This window comes from Microbacterium paraoxydans (assembly GCF_020524545.1).
Taxonomy (GTDB): domain Bacteria; phylum Actinomycetota; class Actinomycetes; order Actinomycetales; family Microbacteriaceae; genus Microbacterium; species Microbacterium paraoxydans_C.
The window spans coordinates 1-20,618 of record NZ_JAIVLG010000007.1; the positions used below are offsets into that span (position 1 = coordinate 1).

Here is a 20,618-nt window from a genome sequence, read left to right on the forward strand (position 1 = left end):
CACACGACCCGACGACCCGAACATCTGGCGCGTCCGCTACGACACCATCGACAACGACGGAAAGATCACCCTCCGCCACCACGGACGACTCCTCCACCTCGGAATCGGCCGAGCCCACACCCGCACCGAGATCATCTGCCTCGTCCACAACGACGACGCCACCATCATCACTCTCGACACCGGCGAACTACTCGCCGAATACACCCTCAACCCCACCAAGAACTACCAACGCAAAAACGACTGAACCCCCGGAAACCGGGGGTTCAGTCGTTCACGATGTCCTGAGACATCACACTGTGCGCGAGGGGGGACTTGAACCCCCACGTCCTTACGGACACTGGCACCTGAAGCCAGCGCGTCTACCATTCCGCCACTCGCGCGAGTGTCTCGTTCCGAAGAACTCAACTTCCCGAGGATATCACGCGATTTCACCCCCTGTTGCACACCCCGCAAGGCGGATCGGCGGCGTTCCCCCAGGACACCTGGCTACGATGTCCCTACCGGTCGGCATGCCAGAGGAGCCCAGTGGGACTACTTGACAGCTTTGAGAAGGGTCTCGAGCGCGCAGTGAACAGCGCGTTCGCGAAGACCTTCCGCAGCGGCATTCAGCCCGTGGAGATCGCTTCAGCGCTGCGGCGCGAGGCCGATACGAAAGCGGCTGTCGTGAGCCGCGACCGCATCATCGCGCCCAACAGCTACGTCGTACGTCTGAGCGCCGACGATGCGGAGCGGATGCGCGGGCTCGGTGGCGCCCTCACCGATGAGCTGCTCGCGCTGCTGAACAAGCACGCCACCTCGCAGGGCTACAGCTTCGCCGGCCCGCTCTCGGTCACCCTCGAAGCCGACGAGAAGGTCGCCACGGGCACCGTGCGCGTGAACTCGGGCACGGTCGAGGGACGCGTCAGCTGGCAGGCCGTGGTCGACGTCGACGGTCGTCGGCATGCGATCACCCGTGCCCGGACGGTGATCGGTCGCGGCTCAGATGCCGACATCACCATCGCGGACGCCGGTTCGAGCCGCAAGCACGTCGAGATCCTGTGGGACGGCGAGCGCGCCATGATGCGCGACCTCGGCTCCACCAACGGCACGAAGGTCAACGGCCAGAAGCTGCGCGAGGCCGCCCTCCCCACCGACACCACCATCACGATCGGACGCACCGACCTGGTGTTCCGCATCGTCCCCGTGGCCGCCCCGTCGCGCCCTGCGCCTCGCGGTGACGACGCCACCCGAGCGTTCGGAGCCCTCGGTTGAGTGAACTGATCCTGCTTCTGCTTCGCATCGGGTTCCTGGTCCTGATGTGGTTCTTCGTGTTCGGGGTCGTGTACTCGCTCCGCGCGGATCTGTTCGGGGTGCGCGTGCGCAAGCTCCCGGCCGAGGCGACCGCCGGAGCATCCGCCCCTGCAGCGGCACCAGCGCCCGCCTCGAAGCCGGCCTCGTCTCGGCCCTCGACCGGACCTGCCACGGTGGCGACAGCCAAGCGCCTCGTAATCACGTCGGGCCCGAAGGCGGGGCTCGAACTGCCGCTGAGCGCCGACTCGCTCACCATCGGTCGTTCCAGCGAGTCCGCCCTCGTGATCCGTGACGACTACACGTCCAGCCACCACGCCCGCCTCATGCTCCGCGGCGACGCCTGGGCCATCCAGGACCTCGACTCCACCAACGGCACCTATGTCGCGGGCCAGCGCGTGTCCGGCTCCCCCGTCGCCCTCTCACTCGGCACCCCCATCAAGGTGGGCGCCACGACCTTCGAGCTGCGAGCCTGACGCCGGCATGGTCTTCGAAGGCTCGAGCGTCGCGATCTCCCACACCGGGAAGGTCCGCTCCAACAACCAGGACTCCGGATACTCCGGGGCGAACCTGTTCGTCGTCGCCGACGGGATGGGTGGCCACGCCGGCGGAGACGTCGCGTCGAGCATCGCGATCCAACGCCTCGAGCCCCTCGACCAGCCGTACGCGACGACGGAGGATGCGCAAGCGTCGCTCCAGGCCGCCGCGACCACCGCGGCGGGCGACCTCATCCGCGCTGCGAAGGACCGCCCGGAGCTGGCCGGGCTCGGCACGACCCTCAGCGCGATCATCATGGTCGACGAGTACGCGGTCATCGGGCACATCGGCGACTCCCGCATCTACCTGTACCGCGACGACGCCCTCACGCAGATCACCGCCGACCACACGTTCGTGCAGCGCCTCGTCGACTCCGGCCGCATCACCCCGGAAGAGGCCCGCTACCACCCGCGTCGCTCCGTCCTCATGCGGGTGCTCAGCGACATGGATTCCGACCCCGAGCTCGACATGTTCGTCATGCACACGCAGCCCGGTGACCGCTGGCTGCTCTGCTCCGACGGACTCTCCGGCGTGGTCGACGAACCTCACATCCTCAAGGCGATGCAGCTCGGCCTCGCGCCCGGTCGCACCGCAGACAACCTCCTCAAGCAGGCACTTGACGGGGGTGCCCCCGACAACGTCACGATCGTGCTGGTCGACGTGGGCGGGCAGCATCCGATCCACTCGGGCACGCCCACGATCGTCGGGTCGGCGTCGAACCCCGACGGCGTGTACGTGCCCCCGGTGCGCCCGCCGCGCAGCAACTGGCTGCACCCGGTGCGGCAGGCCGCGAACGAGCCCAGTCACTTCGAACCGGCACCGGAGTACCTCGAGGAGCTCATCGAGGAGGACCGTCGGCGCGCGAAGCGGCGACGCATCGGATGGATCGCCGCCGCGCTCCTGGTCGTCGCGATGCTGGCCTTCGCCGCGTTCGCGGCCTACAGCTGGACGCAGACGCGCTACTTCATCGGCGCCGACGAAGACAGTGTCGTGATCTTCCAGGGCGTGCAGCAGAACATCGGTCCGATCACCCTGTCGACACCGATCGAGGACACGAACATCCTCCTGGCCGACCTCCCGCCGTACCAACGCGCCTCGGTCGAGCGCACGATCACCGCCCGCTCCCTGTCCGACGCCATGGCGATCGTCGACCGCCTCCGCACGGGTGCCGAAGCGAACGTCATCCAGCAGACCCCTCTGCCCACCCCGATGCCGACACCGAGCGAGACGCCGGCCGGAGGTGACGGATGAGCACCGACGTCCAGGCGGACACCACCGTCATCAAGGCTCTCAAGCGCCTGCGCATGCCCCAGACGCAGCGCAATCGCGAGTTCTGGCTGCTGCTCTTCGCCTGCGCGATCAGCGGTGCCGCCCTGACCCTCGTGCAGCTGGGCGCCCTGGGCGCGATCGACCCGATGATCCTCGCGATCGGCGGTGGTCTCGCCGCCCTCGCCTTCGCCCTGCACATCGTGCTGCGCTTCGTCGCCTCCGACGCCGACCCGTTCGTGGTGCCGATCGCCACGCTGCTCACCGGCCTCGGCATCGCGATGATCTATCGCATCGACATCGCCTTCGGGAACACCGGCTGGAACGCGTACTCGACCAAGCAGCTCGCCTGGACGGCGATCTCGCTCGCCGGCGCGATCGCCGTCGTGATCCTGCTGCGCAACTACCGGATCCTGTTCCGGTACACGTACATCTTCGGCCTCGCCGGAATCGTCCTCCTCCTGCTGCCGTTCATCCCCGGACTGCGCATCGCCGATGCCAACGCGGCCGTCTGGGTCTCGCTCGGCGGCATCTTCGCCTTCCAGCCCGGCGAGCTCGCCAAGATCTGCCTCGCGATCTTCTTCGCCGGGTACCTGGTGCGCACGCGAGAGAGTCTGACCTCGGTCGGCAAGCGGGTCCTCGGCATCACCTGGCCCCGCATGCGGGAGCTCGGGCCGGTCCTGGTGGTCTGGATCATCTCGCTCGGCATCATCGTCTTCCAGCGCGACCTCGGCACCGGAACCCTGATCTTCGGCATGTTCGTCGCGATGCTCTACGTCGCGACCGGCAAGACGAGCTGGGTGCTCATCGGCCTCGGCCTGGTGGTCGCCGGTGTCGCCCTCGCCACGCAGATCCTCAGCTACGTGCAGGGCCGCTTCATCAACTGGCTGTTCCTCTTCGACGCCGGCCGCGTCGACCCGGACGGTGCCGGCTACCAGCCGATGCAGGGGCTGTTCGGCCTTGCGCGCGGCGGGCTCATCGGCACCGGGTGGGGTCAGGGACGCCCCGAGGTCACCCCGCTCGCCCACAGCGACTACATCATCACCAGTCTGGGTGAGGAGCTCGGCCTGATCGGGCTGTTTGCGATCCTCTGCCTGTATATGGTGTTCGTCAGTCGGGGTATGCGCATCGGCCTCGCCGGCCAGGACGACTTCGGCAAGCTGCTGGCCACCGGGTTGTCGTTCACGATCGCGCTGCAGGTGTTCATCATGGTGGGCGGCGTCACCCGGCTCATCCCGCTGACCGGTCTGACCACGCCGTTCCTCGCCGCCGGTGGATCCTCGCTCGTGGCCAACTGGCTCATCGTCGCGCTGTTGCTGCGCATCTCCGACGGCGTCCGCCGCCAGCCGAGGGTGGTGATCGGATGACGAAGGAACTCCGACGACTCAGCATCCTGATGCTGTTCATGTTCATCGCGCTGTTCGCCGCGACGAGTTGGATCCAGGTCGTGGAGGCCGACAGCCTCGCCCAGAACAGCAACAACAAGCGCACCCGGCTCGACAGCTACGAGATCCAGCGCGGCGCGATCATCGTCGACGGCGTCACCATCGCCAACTCGGTGCCCAGCGACGATCAGTACCAGTTCCAGCGGGTCTACACGGACGCGCCGATGTGGGAGCCGGTGACCGGGTACTTCAACGCAGCACTCGATTCGCGCACCGGCATCGAGCAGGCCATGAACGCCGACCTCTCCGGCACCGGCGCCAACGCTTTCCTCGGCGAGGTGGAGCGCATCCTCTCAGGTCAGCCCCAGCGCGGGTACAGCGTTGAGCTGTCGTTGGACTCCGCTGCGCAGAAGGCCGCCTTCGACGCGCTCGGCGATCTCCAGGGCGCCGTCGTCGCGATCGAGCCGAAGACCGGTCGGATCCTGGCGATGGTCTCGACCCCCGGGTTCGACACCAATCTCATGGCGACCCACGATGCGGACGCCGCGAACGCCACGTACGAACAGCTCAAGGCAGACCCCTCGAAGCCGTTGTCGAACCGGGCCATCGCCGGCGACCTCAATCCCCCCGGCTCCACGTTCAAGGTCGTCGTCGCCGCAGCGGCCTACGCCAGCGGCGACTGGACCCCGACGTCGACCCTCCCGAACCCCGCCTCCTACACGCTGCCGGGTTCGTCGAACCGGGTCTCCAACGCGTGGGGCGGAAAGTGCGGACCCGCCGCGACCGTCACGATCGCCGAGGCGATCCGACTCAGCTGCAACATCCCGATGGCCGAGCTCGCGGTCGAGCTCGGCGACGACAGGATCCGCGAGATGGCCGAGAAGCTCGGCTTCAACCGATCCTTCGAGACGCCGCTGGAGTCGACGCCGTCGAGCTACCCTCGCGCGCTCGACGATGCGCAGACCGCTCTGACCGGCTTCGGCCAGGGCAAGGTCACCGCGACGCCGCTCCAGATGGCGATGGTCTCGGCCGGTCTCGCCAACGACGGCGTCGTGATGAACCCTCGGATGGTGGATGCCGTCATCGGGAACGATCTGTCGGTCATCAAGGCGTTCGAGAACAGCGAGTTCGGCCGGGCGATGGAGGCCGATGTGGCGAACGACGTGACCGATGCGATGGTCGCGAGCGTCGCTACGGGCGCAGCCCAGGGTGCAAGAATAGACGGGATCGACGTGGCCGGTAAGACCGGCACCGCAGAGAACGGAAACAGGCCGCACACGTTGTGGTTCACCGGCTTCGCGCCGGCGGACGACCCCGCGGTCGCAGTAGCAGTCGTCGTCGAAGACGGCGGCGGACAGGGACAATCAGGAAGTGGCGACACCATCGCCGCTCCGATTGCGAAGAAGGTCATAGAGGCGGTGCTGGGCAGATGAGGCCGACGCAGGGTGTGTCGTTCGGTGGTCGCTACGAGCTGCAGTCGCGTATCGCGATCGGTGGCATGGGCGAGGTGTGGGAAGCGACGGATCACGTCATCGGACGTACCGTCGCCATCAAGATCCTCAAGGACGAGTACATGGGGGACCCCGGGTTCCTCGAGCGCTTCCGCGCCGAGGCCCGGCACGCCGCCCTCGTCAACCACGAGGGCATCGCCAGCGTCTTCGATTACGGCGAGGAGAACGGCAGCGCCTACCTCGTCATGGAGCTCGTGCCCGGCGAGGCCCTCTCGACCGTGCTCGAGCGCGACGGCGCGTTGAACGCCGACAAGACGCTCGACATCGTCGCCCAGACGGCATCCGCTCTGCAGGCAGCGCATGCGGCCGGCCTCGTCCACCGCGACATCAAGCCGGGAAATCTGCTCATCACGCCGGATGGCCGCGTGAAGATCACCGACTTCGGCATCGCGCGCATCGCCGATCAGGTGCCGCTCACCGCGACCGGTCAGGTCATGGGCACCGTGCAGTACCTGTCGCCCGAGCAGGCGTCGGGGCACCCGGCGTCTCCGGCGACCGACACCTACTCGCTCGGCATCGTCGCCTACGAGTGCCTGGCGGGCAAGCGACCGTTCACGGGCGAGTCGCAGGTGGCCATCGCGATGGCGCAGATCAACGAACAGCCTCCGCCGCTGCCCCCGACCGTGCCGATCCCGGTGCAGAACCTGGTCATGGCGATGATCGCCAAGAAGCCCAGCGACCGTCCGTCCTCGTCGGCGACGGTGGCGCGTGCTGCGCAGGCGCTGCGTCGCGGTGACCTGAACTCCGCGGCGATCGCCGTTCCCGCCATCGCTACCGGTGGCATCGCCGGTGACGATGACGCGACCCGGATGATGACGGCCTCCGGTGACGACGGCACCACCCGCATCCTCCCCACCACCGCTCAGCTCCCCACCGAGGAGGCCGCGGAGGAGGAGAAGAAGAAGCGCAGTCCCTGGACCTGGCCGCTGATCGCGCTGATCGCACTGCTGGTGATCGTCCTCGGCGGGACGGTGTGGGCGATGCTGGCGAATCAGCAGGGCGAGGCCGACCCCACCGGTTCACCGACGCAGAGCTCCACGCCGCCGACCACACCGACGGAGTCTCCGACGCCCGAGGTGACGCGCGTCAACGTGACCGCATTGAACCTCGTCGGCATGGACTGCGCGACGGCGACGTCGACGCTCACCGAGGCAGGATTCGACAGCGAGATCACCTGCCCGGAAGGCGACCCGGCTCCCACCGACGCCGAGGTCGGCAAGGTCTACGACGTCTCCCCCCGGGGGAACGTCGAGACCACGCAGGCGATCACGCTCACGATCTACGCCGGTCGCGCCGCTCTGCCGACCCCGACCGATGCTCCCACCATCACGGGCGACCCGATCGCCGGCAGCACCGTGACGATCGCCTGGGGCACCGGCTTCACCTGCCCCAGCGGCACGACCCTCTCGGGCTACGTCGTCTCCCTGCAGAACGGCACCTTCGTGTCGGGCGGGCCGAACTTCCAGCCCACGCAGCGGAACACCGAGGTGAAGGTCGCGGATGCCGCGGGTCAGCAGCTCATCGTCACGTACCAGGGGATGTGCTCCGGTGGCGACCAGCGCACGTCGGCCGCGTCGCCCCCGCTCTCGGTCCCGATCACCGCGGCACCCGACCCGGGCGACGGTGATGAGGGCGGCGATTCCGCCGAGTAGTCTGTAGTCCAGCTCAGCAACAGTCGTTTCCAGGGGGTAGTACGTGTCCACAGAGCCACAAGTCATCGCGGGACGGTACCGCGTCGACGAGCTCATCGGGCATGGCGGGATGGCCAAGGTCTACCGCGGGTACGACCTCACCCTCGGGCGTGAGGTCGCGATCAAGATCCTCGACCCCGAGCTGGCCCGCGACACCACGTTCCGTACGCGCTTCCGCCTGGAGGCGCAGGCGGCGTCGCGAATGTCCCACCCCTCGATCGTGCGCGTGTACGACGCGGGGGATCCCTCCGCGAACGACTCCTCCACCGACGAGCCCCCGTACATCGTGATGGAACTCGTCAAGGGCACGCTCCTCAAGGACATCATCGCCTCGGGCCCGGTCCCGGTCGAGGACGCGGTCCGCTACGTCGACGGCATCCTCGAGGCACTGGACTATTCGCATCGGGCCGGAGTGGTGCACCGCGACATCAAGCCGGGCAACGTGATGGTGACCGACAAGGGTCAGGTCAAGGTGATGGACTTCGGCATCGCCCGAGCCGTCTCCGACTCCTCGTCGACCGTCGCCGAGACCACCCAGATCATCGGGACCGCCGCCTACTTCTCGCCGGAGCAGGCCAAGGGCGAGCCCGTCGATGCGCGTGCCGACCTCTACTCGACCGGCGTCGTCCTGTACGAACTGCTCACTGGGCGGCAGCCCTTCCGCGGAGAGTCGCCGGTGGCCGTCGCCTACCAGCACGTCAGCGAGACGCCCGTCCCGCCGACGGAGGTGAACGAGGACGCCCCCGGCGCCCTGGACCCGATCGTGCTCCGTGCGCTCGCGAAAGACCCCTACCAGCGCTACCCGGATGCCGCGCACTTCCGCGCCGCCCTGGACGCCGCCGTCGCCGGCGACGCGCCGACCCGCAAGCAGCTCGGCGCGCTCACCAGCGAGCTGTACGGGCCCAGCCCGCGGCAGGCGCAGGAGACGGCCCGCTCCCTGCGCCAGCTCAGCTCCGACACCACGATGACCCGCACCCAGTCCGGCCCTCCGGTGGCGTGGATCTGGGCGGGGGTCGCCCTCCTCGCGGTGCTGCTGGCGTCGGTGCTCTTCTGGGTGGTCACGATCAGCATGCGACCGCCCGAGGTGCCCAGCACCGCGCGGATCATCCCGAACCTCGCGAACGTCTCCGCTGAGCGTGCGCAGGACGAGCTGGCGAAGCTCGACCTGACGTCGAAGATCGTGATCGAGTCGAGTTCCGAGATCAGCGAAGGCAACGTCATCCGCACCGATCCCGAAGCCGGCGTCTCCGTGGAGGAAGGCACCACCGTGACCCTCCACGTGTCGTCCGGTGTCGAGACCGTGACCGTGCCGAAGATCGAGGGCATGGGGTTGGACGACGCCACGAAGGCGCTTACGGCGGCGGGCCTCGAGCTCGGTACCGTGATCCAACGGAACGACAAGGCGCTGGCCGAGGGAACCGTCATCTCCGCCAGCGAGAAGGCCGAGACCGAGGTGGCTCCCGGCACGGTGGTGAACCTGGTCGTGGCGAGCGGCAAGGTCACGCTGACCGATGTCGTCGGGTGGACGGTCGACGCGGCCACCACGAACCTCACCGACCTCGGGCTCAATCCCGTGCCGGTGGAAGACGCGGAGTGTCCCGCCACCGACCCGACGACCGTGAGCTCGATGTCGGCGGCTCCGGGAGATGTCCCGGTCGGCTCCTCCGTGGAACTCCGCTACTGCAGCGGCAGCTGATCGGGCCGAGGCGTCGGCACGATGCCTCCCGTCACCGGGAGAGCGGGTGCAAGCGTTCCGATCGGGCGACGGCGTCCTTCGCACCGCACAGCTCCAACCAGTTCGCCAGAAGCCGGTAGCCGCCTTCCGTCAGCACGCTCTCCGGGTGGAACTGCACGCCGTACAGCGGCAGTTCGCGGTGCGCGAGTCCCATCACGGTGCCGTTCTCGGTCCACGCCGTCACGGTGACATCCGGTGGGAGTGCCGACGCCGCGAGGGTCAATGAGTGATAGCGACCGGCGGCGAACGGCGACGGGATGCCGGCGAACAACGCGGAGCCGTCGTGCGAGACGGCGGAGAGCATCCCGTGCATGAGCTCCGGCGCCTCACTGACCGCCGTGCCGAGCGCTTCACCGATCGTCTGGTGCCCCAGGCACACGCCGAGCGTCGGCACTCCGAGGCGCGCAGCGATGCGCACCGCCGCGATCGAGACCCCGGCGTCGGCCGGCGCTCCGGGGCCCGGTGAGAGGAGCAGGGCGTCGTGTGAGCGGAGCATCGCCTCGAGGGCATCGGGGTCGAGGGAATCGGACTCGACCATCAGGACCTCGGCCCCCAGCTCGTGCAGGTAACCGACGAGGGTGTGCACGAAGCTGTCGTGGTTGTCGACCACGAGCACTCGGGTCATTCGACGTCGACCTCGCCCGGGGCGATGATCGGGCTCACCCAGGGGAACACGTACCAGAACAGGCCGTACAGAACGGCGGCGATGACGACGACCAGGATGAGGACGCGCAGCCACCACGGGCCGGGCAGCAGGCGCCAGAGTGCGGCGTACATCAGTCTTCTCCCTCGTGAAAGTCCACGGTCACACCGACGGTGCGGCCGGAGGAGGAGGCGGGTCGGTCAGAGCCGTCGGAAGCCCCTCGGCGCGCGGCTGGAAGCTCTCGAACACGCCGTAGGCGACGATGCGCTCTGCGAGCGAGTACAGCGGGGAGCACGCGGTGAGAGTGATGTACTGCTCTCCGGTCTGCTGCTCGGGCATCTGCGGGACATCGGCGAGCACATCGGTCTGAGTCGGCTTGACGTACTCCAGCGTCCGGAAGCGGTAGGTGTACCAGCCGTCGGGCGTCTCCACGACGATCGCATCGTTCAGCTGGAGCTTGTCGAGCTGGTTGAAGGGCTTGCCCCACGTCGTCCGGTGCCCGGCCATCGAGAAGTTGCCGACCTCGCCCGGCATCTTGGAGTTGGTGTAGACCCCGATCCCCTTCTGGTCCAGAGTGCGCGCCCGCGACGTTCCGCCGTAGATCCCGAAGTTGTAGTCGGCACCGAATCGCGGGATGTGCATCTGACCGAACCACTCCGCATCGGCAGGAGCGGCCGGTACGGGCGGGACGAAGGTGGTCGTGCCGTCCTCCGCCTCGACCACCGGGGGCAGCTCGGGGGGCTCGGCCTGCGCGAGCTCCTGCGAGATCGCCGCGCCCTCCTCGTTCTTCTGGGCACTGATGATGATGTCGCCGATCCACATCTGCCAGGCGACGAACAGCAGCACGATCACACCGGCGGTCAGCAGCAGCTCGCCGAGAACACTCCCGAACGTCGCGCGAGAGCGTGGTCTCGCACGACGCGGGCGTCGCCCCCCAGGCACGACGGAAGCAGTCATGGCGCGATCATATCCGGGATCGCTGAACGGATGCCGATGACCGACGCGATACGAGCTCGGCAGCTCATGGGTGTCATGGGTACAATGACGGAATGGCACGTGACCGCAAGACCGAAGAACCCGCCGTCGAGCGCGCCGAAGGCGAGGCCGCTCCGAACGCCGTGTGGTTCAAGCCGGTGATGATCGGCTTCATGCTGCTCGGTCTCGCCTGGATCCTGGTCTTCTACATCTCGGGCATGCAGTTCCCGATCCCGGGCCTGGACAACTGGAACCTCGCGATCGGCCTCGGCATCGCGCTGATCGGCTTCCTGATGACCACGCGCTGGCGCTGACCTCCGACGCTTCCAGAAAGGCCCCTCGCTCAGCGAGGGGCCTTTCTCATGTCCGGAGCGAAAGTCGACCTGTGCCGCAAGGGGCGGGGTTGTTCCCGGAGCGAGCATCGGGAGGGACCCGCGAAGCGGGAGGGCACCCGCTCTGCGAGCGAAGGGAACAGCCCCGCCCCGACCCGACCCACAAGAGTCACCGCGAGCGAAAGTTATCCACAACCCCCTCCACAGCCTGGGGAGAATTACACCGGTGTTATTCACAGGGGTTAGCAACCCTGTTAACAACTCCGGATCAGGACAAAAGGATCAGCGGTGGCACGAAGGCCACGACGACGATCAACAGCACGACCAGCGCGGACAGCAGGATGATCTGCAGGGTCCGCTGCTCTCGACGCTTCGTCTTGACGTAGATCAGAGCGACCAGCGCTCCGACGATGGCGCCGCCGAGGTGCGCCTGCCAGGAGATTCCGCCGACGAAGAGACCGAAGGCGAAGTTGATTCCGAGGATGACGAGGATCCCCGTCACGTTGGCGCCGATGTGGCGGCCGATGATCAGCAGGGACGCCAGGAGTCCGAAGATCGCGCCGGACGCTCCGACGGTCCAGGAACCCGGCGCGAGGATGGCGACCATCACCGATCCCCCGAGGCCGCTGATCAGACACAGAGCGAGATAGCGGGTGCGTCCGAGCATCGGCTCGAGGCTCTGCCCCAGCATCCACAGCGCGAGCATGTTGAGCGCCAGATGGATGAAGCTCCCGTGCACGAGCAGCACGGTCAGAAGGCGCCAGGGCTCGAAGGGCACTGCGAAGAGATTCGGGTACAGGAACGGGGCGAAGAAGCCCAGTGCCTGGATGATCGGTTCCTTGAACCCGGGGATCAGCTCCACCAGTCCGATGAAGGAAGTGATGGCGAGCAGCGCGTAGGTGACGACGGGTCGTCCGCCGCGGGTCGCGGCCAGGGCGCCGCCGCGACCGCCGCGCCAGCGACGCGCGGCCTTCTTCTGCGCGGGCGTCCGATTCTTCCGCTCGGCGTTCATGCACTCCGGGCAGATGACCCCGACGGGTGCCTGCGTCTGGCACTCGGGGCAGATGGTGCGCATGCACCGCTGGCAGAGCACGAAGCTCTGCCGATCCGGATGGCGATAGCAGAAGTTGTCGCGATTGCTCGTGAACTCAGGCGTGGTCATCCGGATCGGCCGCAGCTGTCGTCAGGCCGCGACGATGTCGATCGACTGCAGCACGACCGGCTCCACCGGGCGATCGCCGGGGCCCGTCTGCACGGCGCCGATGGCGTCGACGACAGCCTTGGAGGCGTCGTCGGCGACCTCGCCAAAGATCGTGTGCTTGCCCTGCAGCCACGGCGTCGGGTCGGTGGTGATGAAGAACTGCGAGCCGTTCGTGCCCTCGGGCTTGCCGGTGATGGCGTTGCGGCGCAGGCCGGCGTTGGCCATCGCGAGGATGTAGGGCTCGTTGAAGTTGAGCTCCATGTTGATCTCGTCGTCGAAGTTGTAGCCGGGGCCTCCGACGCCCTGCCCGAGCGGGTCGCCGCCCTGGATCATGAAGTTCGGGATGATGCGGTGGAAGATGACGTCTTTGTAGAGGGGACCCTCGCCGGGCTTGCCCGTGGCGGGGTCGGTCCACTCCTGAGAGCCGTCGGCAAGGCCGACGAAGTTCTTGACCGTCTTGGGGGCGTGGTCGCCGAAGAGGTTGATGACGATGTCACCGTGGTTGGTGTGCAGGGTTGCGACGTGGGAAGCGTGAGCCATGTCCTCATTCTCGCAGAGCTTCCGGTGAGTTCGCCCGGTGTACCGCGGATCGGATGATGGCGCAAGGGTCCGGTGATTCCCGCCCGGCATCCAGCCTCTCGTGGCAAGATGGGGAACCCGTACTCCAATGGACAGGAGAGCATCGTGAGCCTCAGCCGCAAGCGGAAGAAGGAACTGCGTCGTCTGCAGAAAGACGCGAACCAGCTCTGGGAGAACCAGCAGGTGCTCGTCGGCCACGCCGCCGAGGTCGCACGCGAAGCCGGCCGTCAGCTCGGCAGCATCAATCGCGAGCAGGTCGTGCCTGTCCTCCAGGACACGTACAACCGCCGCGTCGCCCCGGTGGTCGACCGTGGCGTCAAGATGGGTCGGCACGTCGTCGACGACAAGGTCGTCCCGATCGTGGGTGGAGTCGTCGGATCGGCGCTCACCGCCTGGGACGTGGCAAACGCCAAGCGCTACGGCGTCACCCCTCCGGCGCCGCGCGGTGCCTTCGGCAAGAAGCAGAAGTCGGGACCCGGCCTCGGATCGGTCATCGCGATCGTGCTCGGTGCCGCTGCCGCCCTCGGTGTCCTCTACGCCGCCTGGCAGACGCTGCGTGCCGATGACGAGCTCTGGGTCGCGGACGACCCGCTCGCAGCCCCCGACGCGTGAACACCTCCGCTCCCGCCTCCGTCGCCTCCGGTGGCGGAGGCGGTCAGCATGCGCGGGTGCGTGACGCCGCGCGTGCACGCGGCCTCGACATCGAGATCCTCGAACGTCCGGCCGCCGGCAGCCTGTTCGAGGCGGCCGAGCTGCTCGGCATCCCTGCGTCCAGCATCGTGAAGACGCTCGTCGTGAAGCGTTCGGACGACACCTTCCTGTTCGCCCTCGTACCCGGGGGCCGTTCGATCTCCTGGCCGAAGCTGCGCGCGGTGGTCGGCGTCAACAAGCTGCGGCTCCCCGAGCCTGAACTCGCGCTCGCGGCCACCGGCTACGAGAGAGGCACCATCGTGCCGATCGGCAGCAGCACCGCCTGGCCGATCTACGCCGACGAGTCCATCGTCGGTCAGCGCGTCGCGATGGGCGCGGGTGCCCACGGATACAGCCTGTTCGTCGATGCGGACGACCTCATCGCCGCATACGGCGCGACCGTCGCCGACATCTCGGTCCCCGAGAAGCGCTGACCGTCAGACGAGGCCGGCCATGCGCATCGCGATGTCGACCAGCTTGACGCGCTGCAGCTCGGAGACGGCCTTCAGCGGAAACCACTCCGCCATGTCTGTGGAACCGTCGGTCTCGAAGCGGAGCTTGCCGCCGGTGACGGCGCCCCGATAGACGATGCGCAGGGTGTGCAGCGGCTCCGCAGCCTTCTGCACACGCCGGCCGGCCGGAATCACCCGGGAGTGGATCCCCAGGAGTTCGCCGACTTTGATGCTGTAGCCCGTCTCCTCGCGGAGTTCGCGGCGCACCGCATCCTCCGGTGACTCCCCGGGCTCGAGCCCGCCGCCGGGCATGGTCCACGCCACCCGCCGGCCCTCGGTCCAGCGCGCCAGCAGCAGACGGCCGTCGTCATCGGTGACGACCGCATACGCCGCGACACGCAGGTCCATGGGTCACACACTATCCGCCGGTGAAGGCGGTCGATGACCGCGTGTCAGAAGACGCGGACGCCCGCCAGGTACGTGGATCTCACCTGCGTCGCGGCGAGGTCTTCGGAGGACACTGTGACCGGGTCACGATCCACGACGATGAAGTCGGCGAACAGTCCGGGGGCGAGGACGCCCACCTCCCGCTCGCTGAAGAGCTGCCAGGCGGCGTTCGCGGTGTGCGCGAGGAGCGCCTGATCCCTGGTGATCGGCGAGCCGCCCGGCATCCGGTACCCGCCTCGAGTGGTGCGCGTCTCGGCCACCGCCATGTTGCGGAAGGGCTCGTTCGGGGTGACCCACCCGTCGTTGTGGAACGTCACGCGGTGTCCAGCCGCGGCGGCAGCCCCCGCATCCGCCCAGGCGCCCCCGTGCTCCGGGCCGAAGAGATCGTCGACGAGCGCCTCGCCCCAGTAGGTGATGTGGTCGACGAACAGGCTCACCGTGACTCCCAGCGATGCCGCGCGCTCGAACTGCGCCGGCGTCATGGCGCCGCAGTGCTCGAGCCGGAACCGGTGATCGGTGAGCCCGTGCCGCGCGATGATCTGCGCGTAGACGTCGAGCGTCGCATCGATCGCCCGGTCACCGTGCGCATGGCAGGCGAGCTGCCAGCCGGCGGCGGCATAGGGCTCCGCGATGGCCGACAGTTCCTCAGCGGTGTAGTTGGCTTTCCCGATGTGGTGCGGCTCGAGGCCGAGCGCACGGGTGGCCGGGGTGTCGAGGTACGGGAAGGATGTGGCGATGTTACCGACCCAGGGCGAGCCGTCCGACCACGTCTTCACTCCCGTCTGGCGGAAGAACGGATCGTCATCTCCTCGGGAGGAGGGGCTCCCACCGGGGCGGGACATCTCGTACCACCGCAGGCGCACCGGCATCGCGCCCTTCGCCCGCAGACCCTCGATGAGCGGATCGAGTCCGGGGTCCCACGACAGGTCGGACACGGTGGTGATGCCACGCGAAGCCAGATCGCGCAGGTGCGCCGGAAGGATGCGGGGGAGATGTTCCTGTGCCTTCGCAAGCATCGGAGCGACGACCATCTCGACGGCGCCCGCCTCGAAAGCGACGCCGGTGAGCTCCCCCTCGGCATCACGACCGAACGAGGCGCCGGCCGGATCGGGGGTGTTGCGATCGATGCCTGCGGCGAGCGCGGCAGCGGTGTTGAAGTAGACCGAGTGTCCGGAGTTGTGGATCACGACGAGGGGAACGTCGCCGGCGAGCTCGTCGAGGAAGCGGAGGTCGGGGTCGGGGAGGCCGCGCTGCAGCAGCGAGTCCCAGCCGTTCGCGAAGACGGCTTCCCCGTCGGCGTGCGCGACTGCCGTGCGCAGGGCAGCGAGCACGCCCTCAGCCTCCGGAACGACCACGGGCCGCAGGTCGACGACCAGGTCGGACAGCAGGATCGCGGCGAACCCGGGATGCCCGTGCGGTTCGATCAGGCCCGGCATGACCCATCCCTCGAGCGGGACCACCTCCGCATCGGGATGGGCGCGGCGAACCTCCTCTGCCGAGCCGAGGGCAACGATGGTGGCGTCGTCGACCGCCATGGCTTCGATCTGGATGTCGATGCTCGGCGCGAAGGGGCGGATGCGTCCGGTGAAGACTGTCGTCATGGCGTCAGTCTGGCAGTCGGTCGGGGTGCGGGCGAGGATCGATCAGAAATCGAGAAGCAGGTCCCTTTCCCTCATCCGTAGTGTGAAAGCAACACCGGCAGCACACCGAGAGGACCGAGGATGGCCGACAAAGAGAAGAACTTCAGCGCCGAAGAACGCGAGGCCATGCAGGCCGCTGCGAAAGAGGCCCGCACCCGGCGCTCCCGGGCGAAGAAGTCGCCGGAAGAGCTGCGGGCGGCCGGGGAGGCCGACATCACGGAGGCGATCGAGAAGCTCAACGCCGAGGACCAGGCTCTGGCGAAGAAGCTGCATGCGCTCGTCTCCGAGGTCGCCCCGGAGCTGGTTCCGCGCACGTACTACGGGATGCCCGCGTGGGGTCGCGACGGGAAGGTGCTCTGCTTCTTCCAGCCCGCGAGCAAGTTCAAGGTGCGCTACGGCACCTTCGGCTTCGAACCGATCTCCAACCTCGACGACGGCACGGTCTGGCCCACGGCCTACGCCGTGACCGCACTCACCGACGCCGACCTGGAGTTCCTCGCGGAGCGCATCCGCATCGCGATCAGCTGACCGTCGACCCGGCGGCGGTCGAGCAGTAGCGTGGATGTCGTGAGCACCCTCCCCTTCCCCGCCTCCGTCTATTCCGCCCGCCTCAGCCGCGCGGCCGCCCTCTCTGCCGACGCGGGGCTCGACGCCATCGTGGTCGGCCCCGGGCCGGATCTGCAGTACCTGGTGGGTGTGGAAGGCGACACGATCGAGCGGCTGACGGCGCTCGTGATCGTCCCCGGCGCGACGCCGACCGTCGTGGTGCCGCGGATGGAGCTTGCCAAGGTGCGCAGCACAGCGGTCGGCGAGCTGGGTCTCGCGGTCGCCGACTGGGTCGATGGGGAAGACCCCTACGCGCTGGTGACCGCCGCGGTGGGCGATGCCGCCCGCGTGGGCGTCTCCGATGCGCTGCCCGCACTGCACGTCATCCCCCTCGGCGATCGTCTCGGCGTGCCCCTCGAGCTCGCCACTCCGGTGCTCCGAGAGGGCCGGATGATCAAGGACGCCGAGGAGATCGCCGAGCTGCGTCGGGCCGGGGAAGCCATCGACGCGGTGCACCGCCGCGTGCACGAGTGGCTTCGGGCAGGACGCACCGAGCGCGAGGTGGCGGCCGACATCGCCGAGGCCATCGTCGCCGAGGGACACCGCACCGTCGAGTTCGTGATCGTCGGATCCGGTCCCAACGGCGCGGATCCGCATCACGAGGTCTCGGATCGGGTCATCGAAGAGGGCGACGTCGTCGTGGTCGACATCGGCGGTGCGGTCCCGAGCGGATACAACTCCGACAGCACGAGGACCTATGTCGTGGGGTCCCCCGACCCGACGGCTGCCGAACGGATCGCCGTGCTCGTGCGAGCGCAGCAAGCAGCGGTCGACGCCGTCCGTCCCGGTGCCACCGCGGCCGACGTGGATGCCGCCGCTCGGAGCGTGCTCACCGATGCCGGGGTGGGGGAGGCGTTCCTGCACCGCACCGGCCACGGCATCGGCGTCTCCGTACACGAGGAACCGTACATCGCTCCGGGCAACGACCTGGTGCTGCGCGAGGGTATGGCGTTCAGCATCGAACCCGGCATCTACTTCGCCGACGAGTGGGGTGCCCGTATCGAGGACATCGTCGTCGTCACGGCCGACGGCGGTCAGCGGCTCAACGTCGCGCCCCACGAATTGACTGCGGTCGGCCTCCGCTGACGTCGCGCTGACTGAGCGCGAGCACTCCCCGCGATACGATCGGCGCATGCGTCGCCGCCGCAGGGTCTCCTCCGCCACCGCCTCACCGGCGACCAGGGCGCGCTACGCGAAACGGCGCCAGAAGCGACTCGCCCGCGTCGACAACGACCTGACCGACGAGCAATGGCACGACCTGATGGACGCCTGGGGCGGCTGCGCCTACTGCGGGGGTGAAGGGGCGGCCCTGCAGCGCGACTGCATCCAGCCCGTGTCACGCGGCGGTCGCTACACACTCGAGAACGTCGTGCCGGCCTGCGCGTCCTGCAATGCCAGCAAGCACAACGACGAGGTCACCGGCTGGCTGCGACGCAAGAAGCTCGACGAGCGGACCTTCCTCGTCCGTCACGCGACCATCCTGCACGCGCTGCGACCCTCCCCGGACGGCTCCGCCCTTGCCTAGTCACTAGTCTCGACTCATGACGACGATCGCTCCCCTCACCGCCGCGGACCAGCCCGAATGGCTCGCTCTCTGGCGCGGGTATCTCGCCTTCTACGAGGCCGACCTCGACGAGACGGTCACCGCCTCCACCTTCGAGCGACTGGTCGACCCTGACGGCGGTATTCACGGGGCCATCGCCCGCGACGAGACGGGGGCGGCCGTGGGCATCGTGCACTGGTTGACGCATGCCGCCACGTGGACGACCACCGACTACTGCTACCTCGAAGACCTGTTCGTCGCGCCCGACGTCCGCGGCGGCGGTGTGGGGCGGGCACTGATCGCGCATGTGCGCGCATGGGCCGAGGAGCACGGCTCGGCGAAGGTCTACTGGCTGACCGCCGAGTCGAACGCCACCGCGCGTGGCCTCTACGATCGCGTCGCCTCCCGATCCGGGATGATCCACTACCAGATCGGTCTCTCCTGACACTGCGAAGATGAGGGCATGCGCGTCGAGAGAGTGGTCCCCAACCTCACCGTGAGCGATCTCCGTTCCGCGGTCGCCGAACATTCGGCGGCGCTCGGGCTGAGGATTCTGATGGACCACGGGTGGATCGTGACCCTCGGAGACGATGACGGGCATCAGCTCAGTCTGATGACCCGAGACGCCTCGGCACCTATCAATCCAGACATCTCGGTGTTCGTCGATGACGTCGAGTCCGCCCTCGCCCGCGTCGAAGCGATGGGCTTGGCGATCGTGCATCCGCTGACCGACGAACGCTGGGGAGTCACCCGGTTCTTCTATCGAGCGTCTGACGGCCGCGTCGTCAACGTCGGGACTCACACCGACCGCGAATGACGGAGTGCGGATCGGGCATTCCGATCACGTTCCGTTCAGGACGGCATTCCCCCACGGGGCTCGGCCCACTGCGACGGGATCTTCTCCCGTGATGCACGCCGCTCGTCACGCTCGGTGATCAGCATGGTCCGTCGGAGCTGCGCGAGCACCGCACCGTGCGCTTCCCGCAACGCCTGGCGTTCATCGTCACCCAGCGCGGTGATCACGTCACGCGAGGTGCCCTTCCACCATTCATCGAGCGCGTCGAACAGAGTCGGCTCGTCACGAGGATCCACGAGCCCGGAGACGATGAGGTTCTTCCCGCCCGCGGGACGCGACTTCGCTGACGACACACCGATGCGCCAGAGCACGAGGGCGGCGATGCCGGATGCACCGAACATGATCAGGCCGAGAACCACCGAGTGCGGCTCGTGCCTGTCGACCTCACCGAGGCGGAAGACCACGACCCCGGCCCCGAAGAGCAGCCACAGACTGCCCAGGAACATCGCCGCGCGAGCGGACGCGTGCGAGCCCCAGATCTCGCCGGACCGCCGCTTGCGCTCGAGTGCCCAGAGCATCGCGACGCTGAGGACCGACAGCGTGCCCGCGAGCAGCATCCCGTCGTTCAGCGCCAGGGCTGTCCTGCCCGTGCGGGAGATCGCGACCAGCGCAACCGCAAGCATGCCAAGCACGATCGCCCCGACGAACAGCACCCGGAGCACGAGCCGGCTCCGATGCACCGACTGGGCTGTGGGCGCCTGGGCCGTGCGAAGTGACTCGCTTCGACGAGCACCGTTCACGCGTTCGACGACGTCGCGACGATGCGCCTCATGCGCATCACGCAGTGCCGGATGCACCGCGAACAGTGCGACGCGCCAGGAGTCGGCGACAGCCTGTTCGCGGCTTCGATAGTCAGCGTCACCGACCAACTCATCGATCCGATCGAGTGCTCTGCGTTTCACGGCCACCTCGACAGCCTAAGTCGATGGCCACCGGTGTAGGTGGCGGTGCGTATACAGGTGTCGGAGGTGGCGCATACACGGGAGTAGGCGGCGGGGCCTACACCGGAGTAGGGGGAGGCTTGTACACAGGCCCGGGCGGCGGCTGCTACACGGGACCTGGCGGCGGGGCTTGTTCCGGCGCTTCCAGCCCGGCGCTGCGGAGGAACTGGCCGCCGATCCCGATCCTGTTGGCTTACCTGCGGCAACGTGGATTGTCCTACCAAGCTCAACTAATAGCGAAGGTGTACAGGCTGAACTAACGTCGCCGGAGCGCGACCTGACACCTGCGAAGGTGAGTAGC

The 20,618-nt window shown here is 68.1% G+C and carries 23 protein-coding genes, 1 tRNA gene and 1 pseudogene; 16 read left to right on the forward strand and 9 right to left on the reverse strand.

The features are described 5' to 3' along the window. Positions 1 to 244, forward strand: a pseudogene (locus LC041_RS14660) (IS481 family transposase); the annotation flags it as partial. Positions 245 to 297: 53 nt separating this feature from the next. Here LC041_RS14660 and LC041_RS14665 read toward each other — a convergent pair. Next, a tRNA-Leu gene (locus LC041_RS14665) sits at positions 298 to 380 on the reverse strand. Between the two features lie 145 nt (positions 381 to 525). Here LC041_RS14665 and LC041_RS14670 point away from each other — a divergent pair. The 7 genes from LC041_RS14670 to pknB are packed head-to-tail and all read left to right on the forward strand — an operon-like array spanning position 526 to position 9,373. After that, on the forward strand, positions 526 to 1,251 hold the full coding sequence (locus tag LC041_RS14670; protein WP_226533840.1) for an FhaA domain-containing protein: 726 nt from the start codon (positions 526 to 528) through the stop codon (positions 1,249 to 1,251). After that, entirely contained in the window at positions 1,248 to 1,763 is a 516-nt protein-coding gene (locus tag LC041_RS14675; RefSeq protein ID WP_226533841.1) for an FHA domain-containing protein FhaB/FipA, read from the forward strand. Before LC041_RS14670 ends, LC041_RS14675 begins: the two co-directional genes overlap by 4 nt. 7 nt (positions 1,764 to 1,770) lie before the next feature. Beyond that, positions 1,771 to 3,075 carry a PP2C family protein-serine/threonine phosphatase gene (locus LC041_RS14680; protein ID WP_226533842.1) on the forward strand — a complete coding sequence of 435 codons (1,305 nt, stop codon included), beginning with the start codon at positions 1,771 to 1,773 and terminating at the stop codon, positions 3,073 to 3,075. Continuing rightward, positions 3,072 to 4,457 (forward strand): FtsW/RodA/SpoVE family cell cycle protein, encoded by a 1,386-nt coding sequence (locus LC041_RS14685; RefSeq protein ID WP_226533843.1) that lies wholly within the window; start codon positions 3,072 to 3,074, stop codon positions 4,455 to 4,457. The genes LC041_RS14680 and LC041_RS14685 overlap by 4 nt, the downstream gene beginning before the upstream one ends. Then, the gene (locus LC041_RS14690; RefSeq protein WP_226533844.1) at positions 4,454 to 5,908 is read left to right on the forward strand and encodes a penicillin-binding transpeptidase domain-containing protein; all 1,455 of its coding nucleotides are present in this window, start codon (positions 4,454 to 4,456) and stop codon (positions 5,906 to 5,908) included. Before LC041_RS14685 ends, LC041_RS14690 begins: the two co-directional genes overlap by 4 nt. Beyond that, positions 5,905 to 7,638, forward strand: coding sequence for a protein kinase domain-containing protein (locus LC041_RS14695; protein WP_226533845.1), 1,734 nt, complete (start codon positions 5,905 to 5,907; stop codon positions 7,636 to 7,638). Before LC041_RS14690 ends, LC041_RS14695 begins: the two co-directional genes overlap by 4 nt. Positions 7,639 to 7,681: 43 nt before the next feature. After that, a complete protein-coding gene (gene pknB, locus LC041_RS14700) occupies positions 7,682 to 9,373 on the forward strand; it encodes a Stk1 family PASTA domain-containing Ser/Thr kinase (protein WP_226533846.1) in 1,692 nt (563 codons plus the stop codon). A 31-nt stretch (positions 9,374 to 9,404) separates the two neighbouring features. Here the strand turns inward: pknB and LC041_RS14705 are convergent, their stop codons facing one another. The 3 genes from LC041_RS14705 to LC041_RS14715 are packed head-to-tail and all read right to left on the reverse strand — an operon-like array spanning position 9,405 to position 11,012. Further along, a complete protein-coding gene (locus tag LC041_RS14705; protein WP_226533847.1) occupies positions 9,405 to 10,037 on the reverse strand; it encodes an anthranilate synthase component II in 633 nt (210 codons plus the stop codon). Then, entirely contained in the window at positions 10,034 to 10,189 is a 156-nt protein-coding gene (locus tag LC041_RS14710) for a hypothetical protein (protein WP_021201363.1), read from the reverse strand. Before LC041_RS14710 ends, LC041_RS14705 begins: the two co-directional genes overlap by 4 nt. Positions 10,190 to 10,217: 28 nt before the next feature. Continuing rightward, entirely contained in the window at positions 10,218 to 11,012 is a 795-nt protein-coding gene (locus LC041_RS14715) for a class E sortase (RefSeq protein ID WP_226533848.1), read from the reverse strand. A 92-nt stretch (positions 11,013 to 11,104) separates the two neighbouring features. Between LC041_RS14715 and LC041_RS14720 the strand changes: the two genes are divergently transcribed. Beyond that, positions 11,105 to 11,344, forward strand: a complete 240-nt coding sequence (locus LC041_RS14720) for a cell division protein CrgA (RefSeq protein WP_047522075.1) — start codon at positions 11,105 to 11,107, stop codon at positions 11,342 to 11,344. Between the two features lie 286 nt (positions 11,345 to 11,630). On the opposite strand, the gene LC041_RS14725 is transcribed toward LC041_RS14720, so the two are convergent. Together LC041_RS14725 and LC041_RS14730 are read right to left on the reverse strand one after the other, a co-directional pair. Continuing rightward, positions 11,631 to 12,524, reverse strand: coding sequence for a rhomboid family intramembrane serine protease (locus LC041_RS14725; protein ID WP_226533849.1), 894 nt, complete (start codon positions 12,522 to 12,524; stop codon positions 11,631 to 11,633). A gap of 21 nt (positions 12,525 to 12,545) precedes the next feature. Further along, positions 12,546 to 13,103, reverse strand: coding sequence for a peptidylprolyl isomerase (locus LC041_RS14730; protein WP_226533850.1), 558 nt, complete (start codon positions 13,101 to 13,103; stop codon positions 12,546 to 12,548). 144 nt (positions 13,104 to 13,247) lie between these two features. Here LC041_RS14730 and LC041_RS14735 point away from each other — a divergent pair, with 144 nt between their 5' ends. Together LC041_RS14735 and LC041_RS14740 are read left to right on the forward strand one after the other, a co-directional pair. Continuing rightward, the gene (locus LC041_RS14735) at positions 13,248 to 13,754 is read left to right on the forward strand and encodes a DNA helicase (RefSeq protein WP_226533851.1); all 507 of its coding nucleotides are present in this window, start codon (positions 13,248 to 13,250) and stop codon (positions 13,752 to 13,754) included. A gap of 56 nt (positions 13,755 to 13,810) precedes the next feature. Continuing rightward, positions 13,811 to 14,266: an aminoacyl-tRNA deacylase gene (locus LC041_RS14740; RefSeq protein WP_226533970.1), complete on the forward strand. Its 456-nt coding sequence runs from the start codon at positions 13,811 to 13,813 to the stop codon at positions 14,264 to 14,266. Between the two features lie 3 nt (positions 14,267 to 14,269). Here LC041_RS14740 and LC041_RS14745 read toward each other — a convergent pair whose 3' ends face one another. Next, positions 14,270 to 14,692 carry an NUDIX hydrolase gene (locus LC041_RS14745; RefSeq protein ID WP_226533852.1) on the reverse strand — a complete coding sequence of 141 codons (423 nt, stop codon included), beginning with the start codon at positions 14,690 to 14,692 and terminating at the stop codon, positions 14,270 to 14,272. A gap of 44 nt (positions 14,693 to 14,736) precedes the next feature. Beyond that, the gene (locus tag LC041_RS14750) at positions 14,737 to 16,332 is read right to left on the reverse strand and encodes an amidohydrolase (protein WP_226533853.1); all 1,596 of its coding nucleotides are present in this window, start codon (positions 16,330 to 16,332) and stop codon (positions 14,737 to 14,739) included. Between the two features lie 120 nt (positions 16,333 to 16,452). On the opposite strand from LC041_RS14750, the gene LC041_RS14755 reads away from it, so the two are divergent. The 5 genes from LC041_RS14755 to LC041_RS14775 are packed head-to-tail and all read left to right on the forward strand — an operon-like array spanning position 16,453 to position 19,337. Then, positions 16,453 to 16,899 carry an iron chaperone gene (locus LC041_RS14755; RefSeq protein ID WP_226533854.1) on the forward strand — a complete coding sequence of 149 codons (447 nt, stop codon included), beginning with the start codon at positions 16,453 to 16,455 and terminating at the stop codon, positions 16,897 to 16,899. A gap of 39 nt (positions 16,900 to 16,938) precedes the next feature. Further along, a complete protein-coding gene (locus LC041_RS17400; protein WP_226533855.1) occupies positions 16,939 to 18,063 on the forward strand; it encodes a M24 family metallopeptidase in 1,125 nt (374 codons plus the stop codon). Between the two features lie 46 nt (positions 18,064 to 18,109). Further along, on the forward strand, positions 18,110 to 18,502 hold the full coding sequence (locus tag LC041_RS14765) for an HNH endonuclease (RefSeq protein WP_226533856.1): 393 nt from the start codon (positions 18,110 to 18,112) through the stop codon (positions 18,500 to 18,502). A gap of 16 nt (positions 18,503 to 18,518) precedes the next feature. Continuing rightward, the gene (locus tag LC041_RS14770; RefSeq protein WP_226533857.1) at positions 18,519 to 18,965 is read left to right on the forward strand and encodes a GNAT family N-acetyltransferase; all 447 of its coding nucleotides are present in this window, start codon (positions 18,519 to 18,521) and stop codon (positions 18,963 to 18,965) included. An 18-nt stretch (positions 18,966 to 18,983) separates the two neighbouring features. After that, positions 18,984 to 19,337, forward strand: a complete 354-nt coding sequence (locus tag LC041_RS14775; protein WP_226533858.1) for a VOC family protein — start codon at positions 18,984 to 18,986, stop codon at positions 19,335 to 19,337. 35 nt (positions 19,338 to 19,372) lie between these two features. On the opposite strand, the gene LC041_RS14780 is transcribed toward LC041_RS14775, so the two are convergent. Further along, positions 19,373 to 20,284 carry a hypothetical protein gene (locus LC041_RS14780; RefSeq protein ID WP_226533859.1) on the reverse strand — a complete coding sequence of 304 codons (912 nt, stop codon included), beginning with the start codon at positions 20,282 to 20,284 and terminating at the stop codon, positions 19,373 to 19,375. Positions 20,285 to 20,618: the final 334 nt, after the last annotated feature.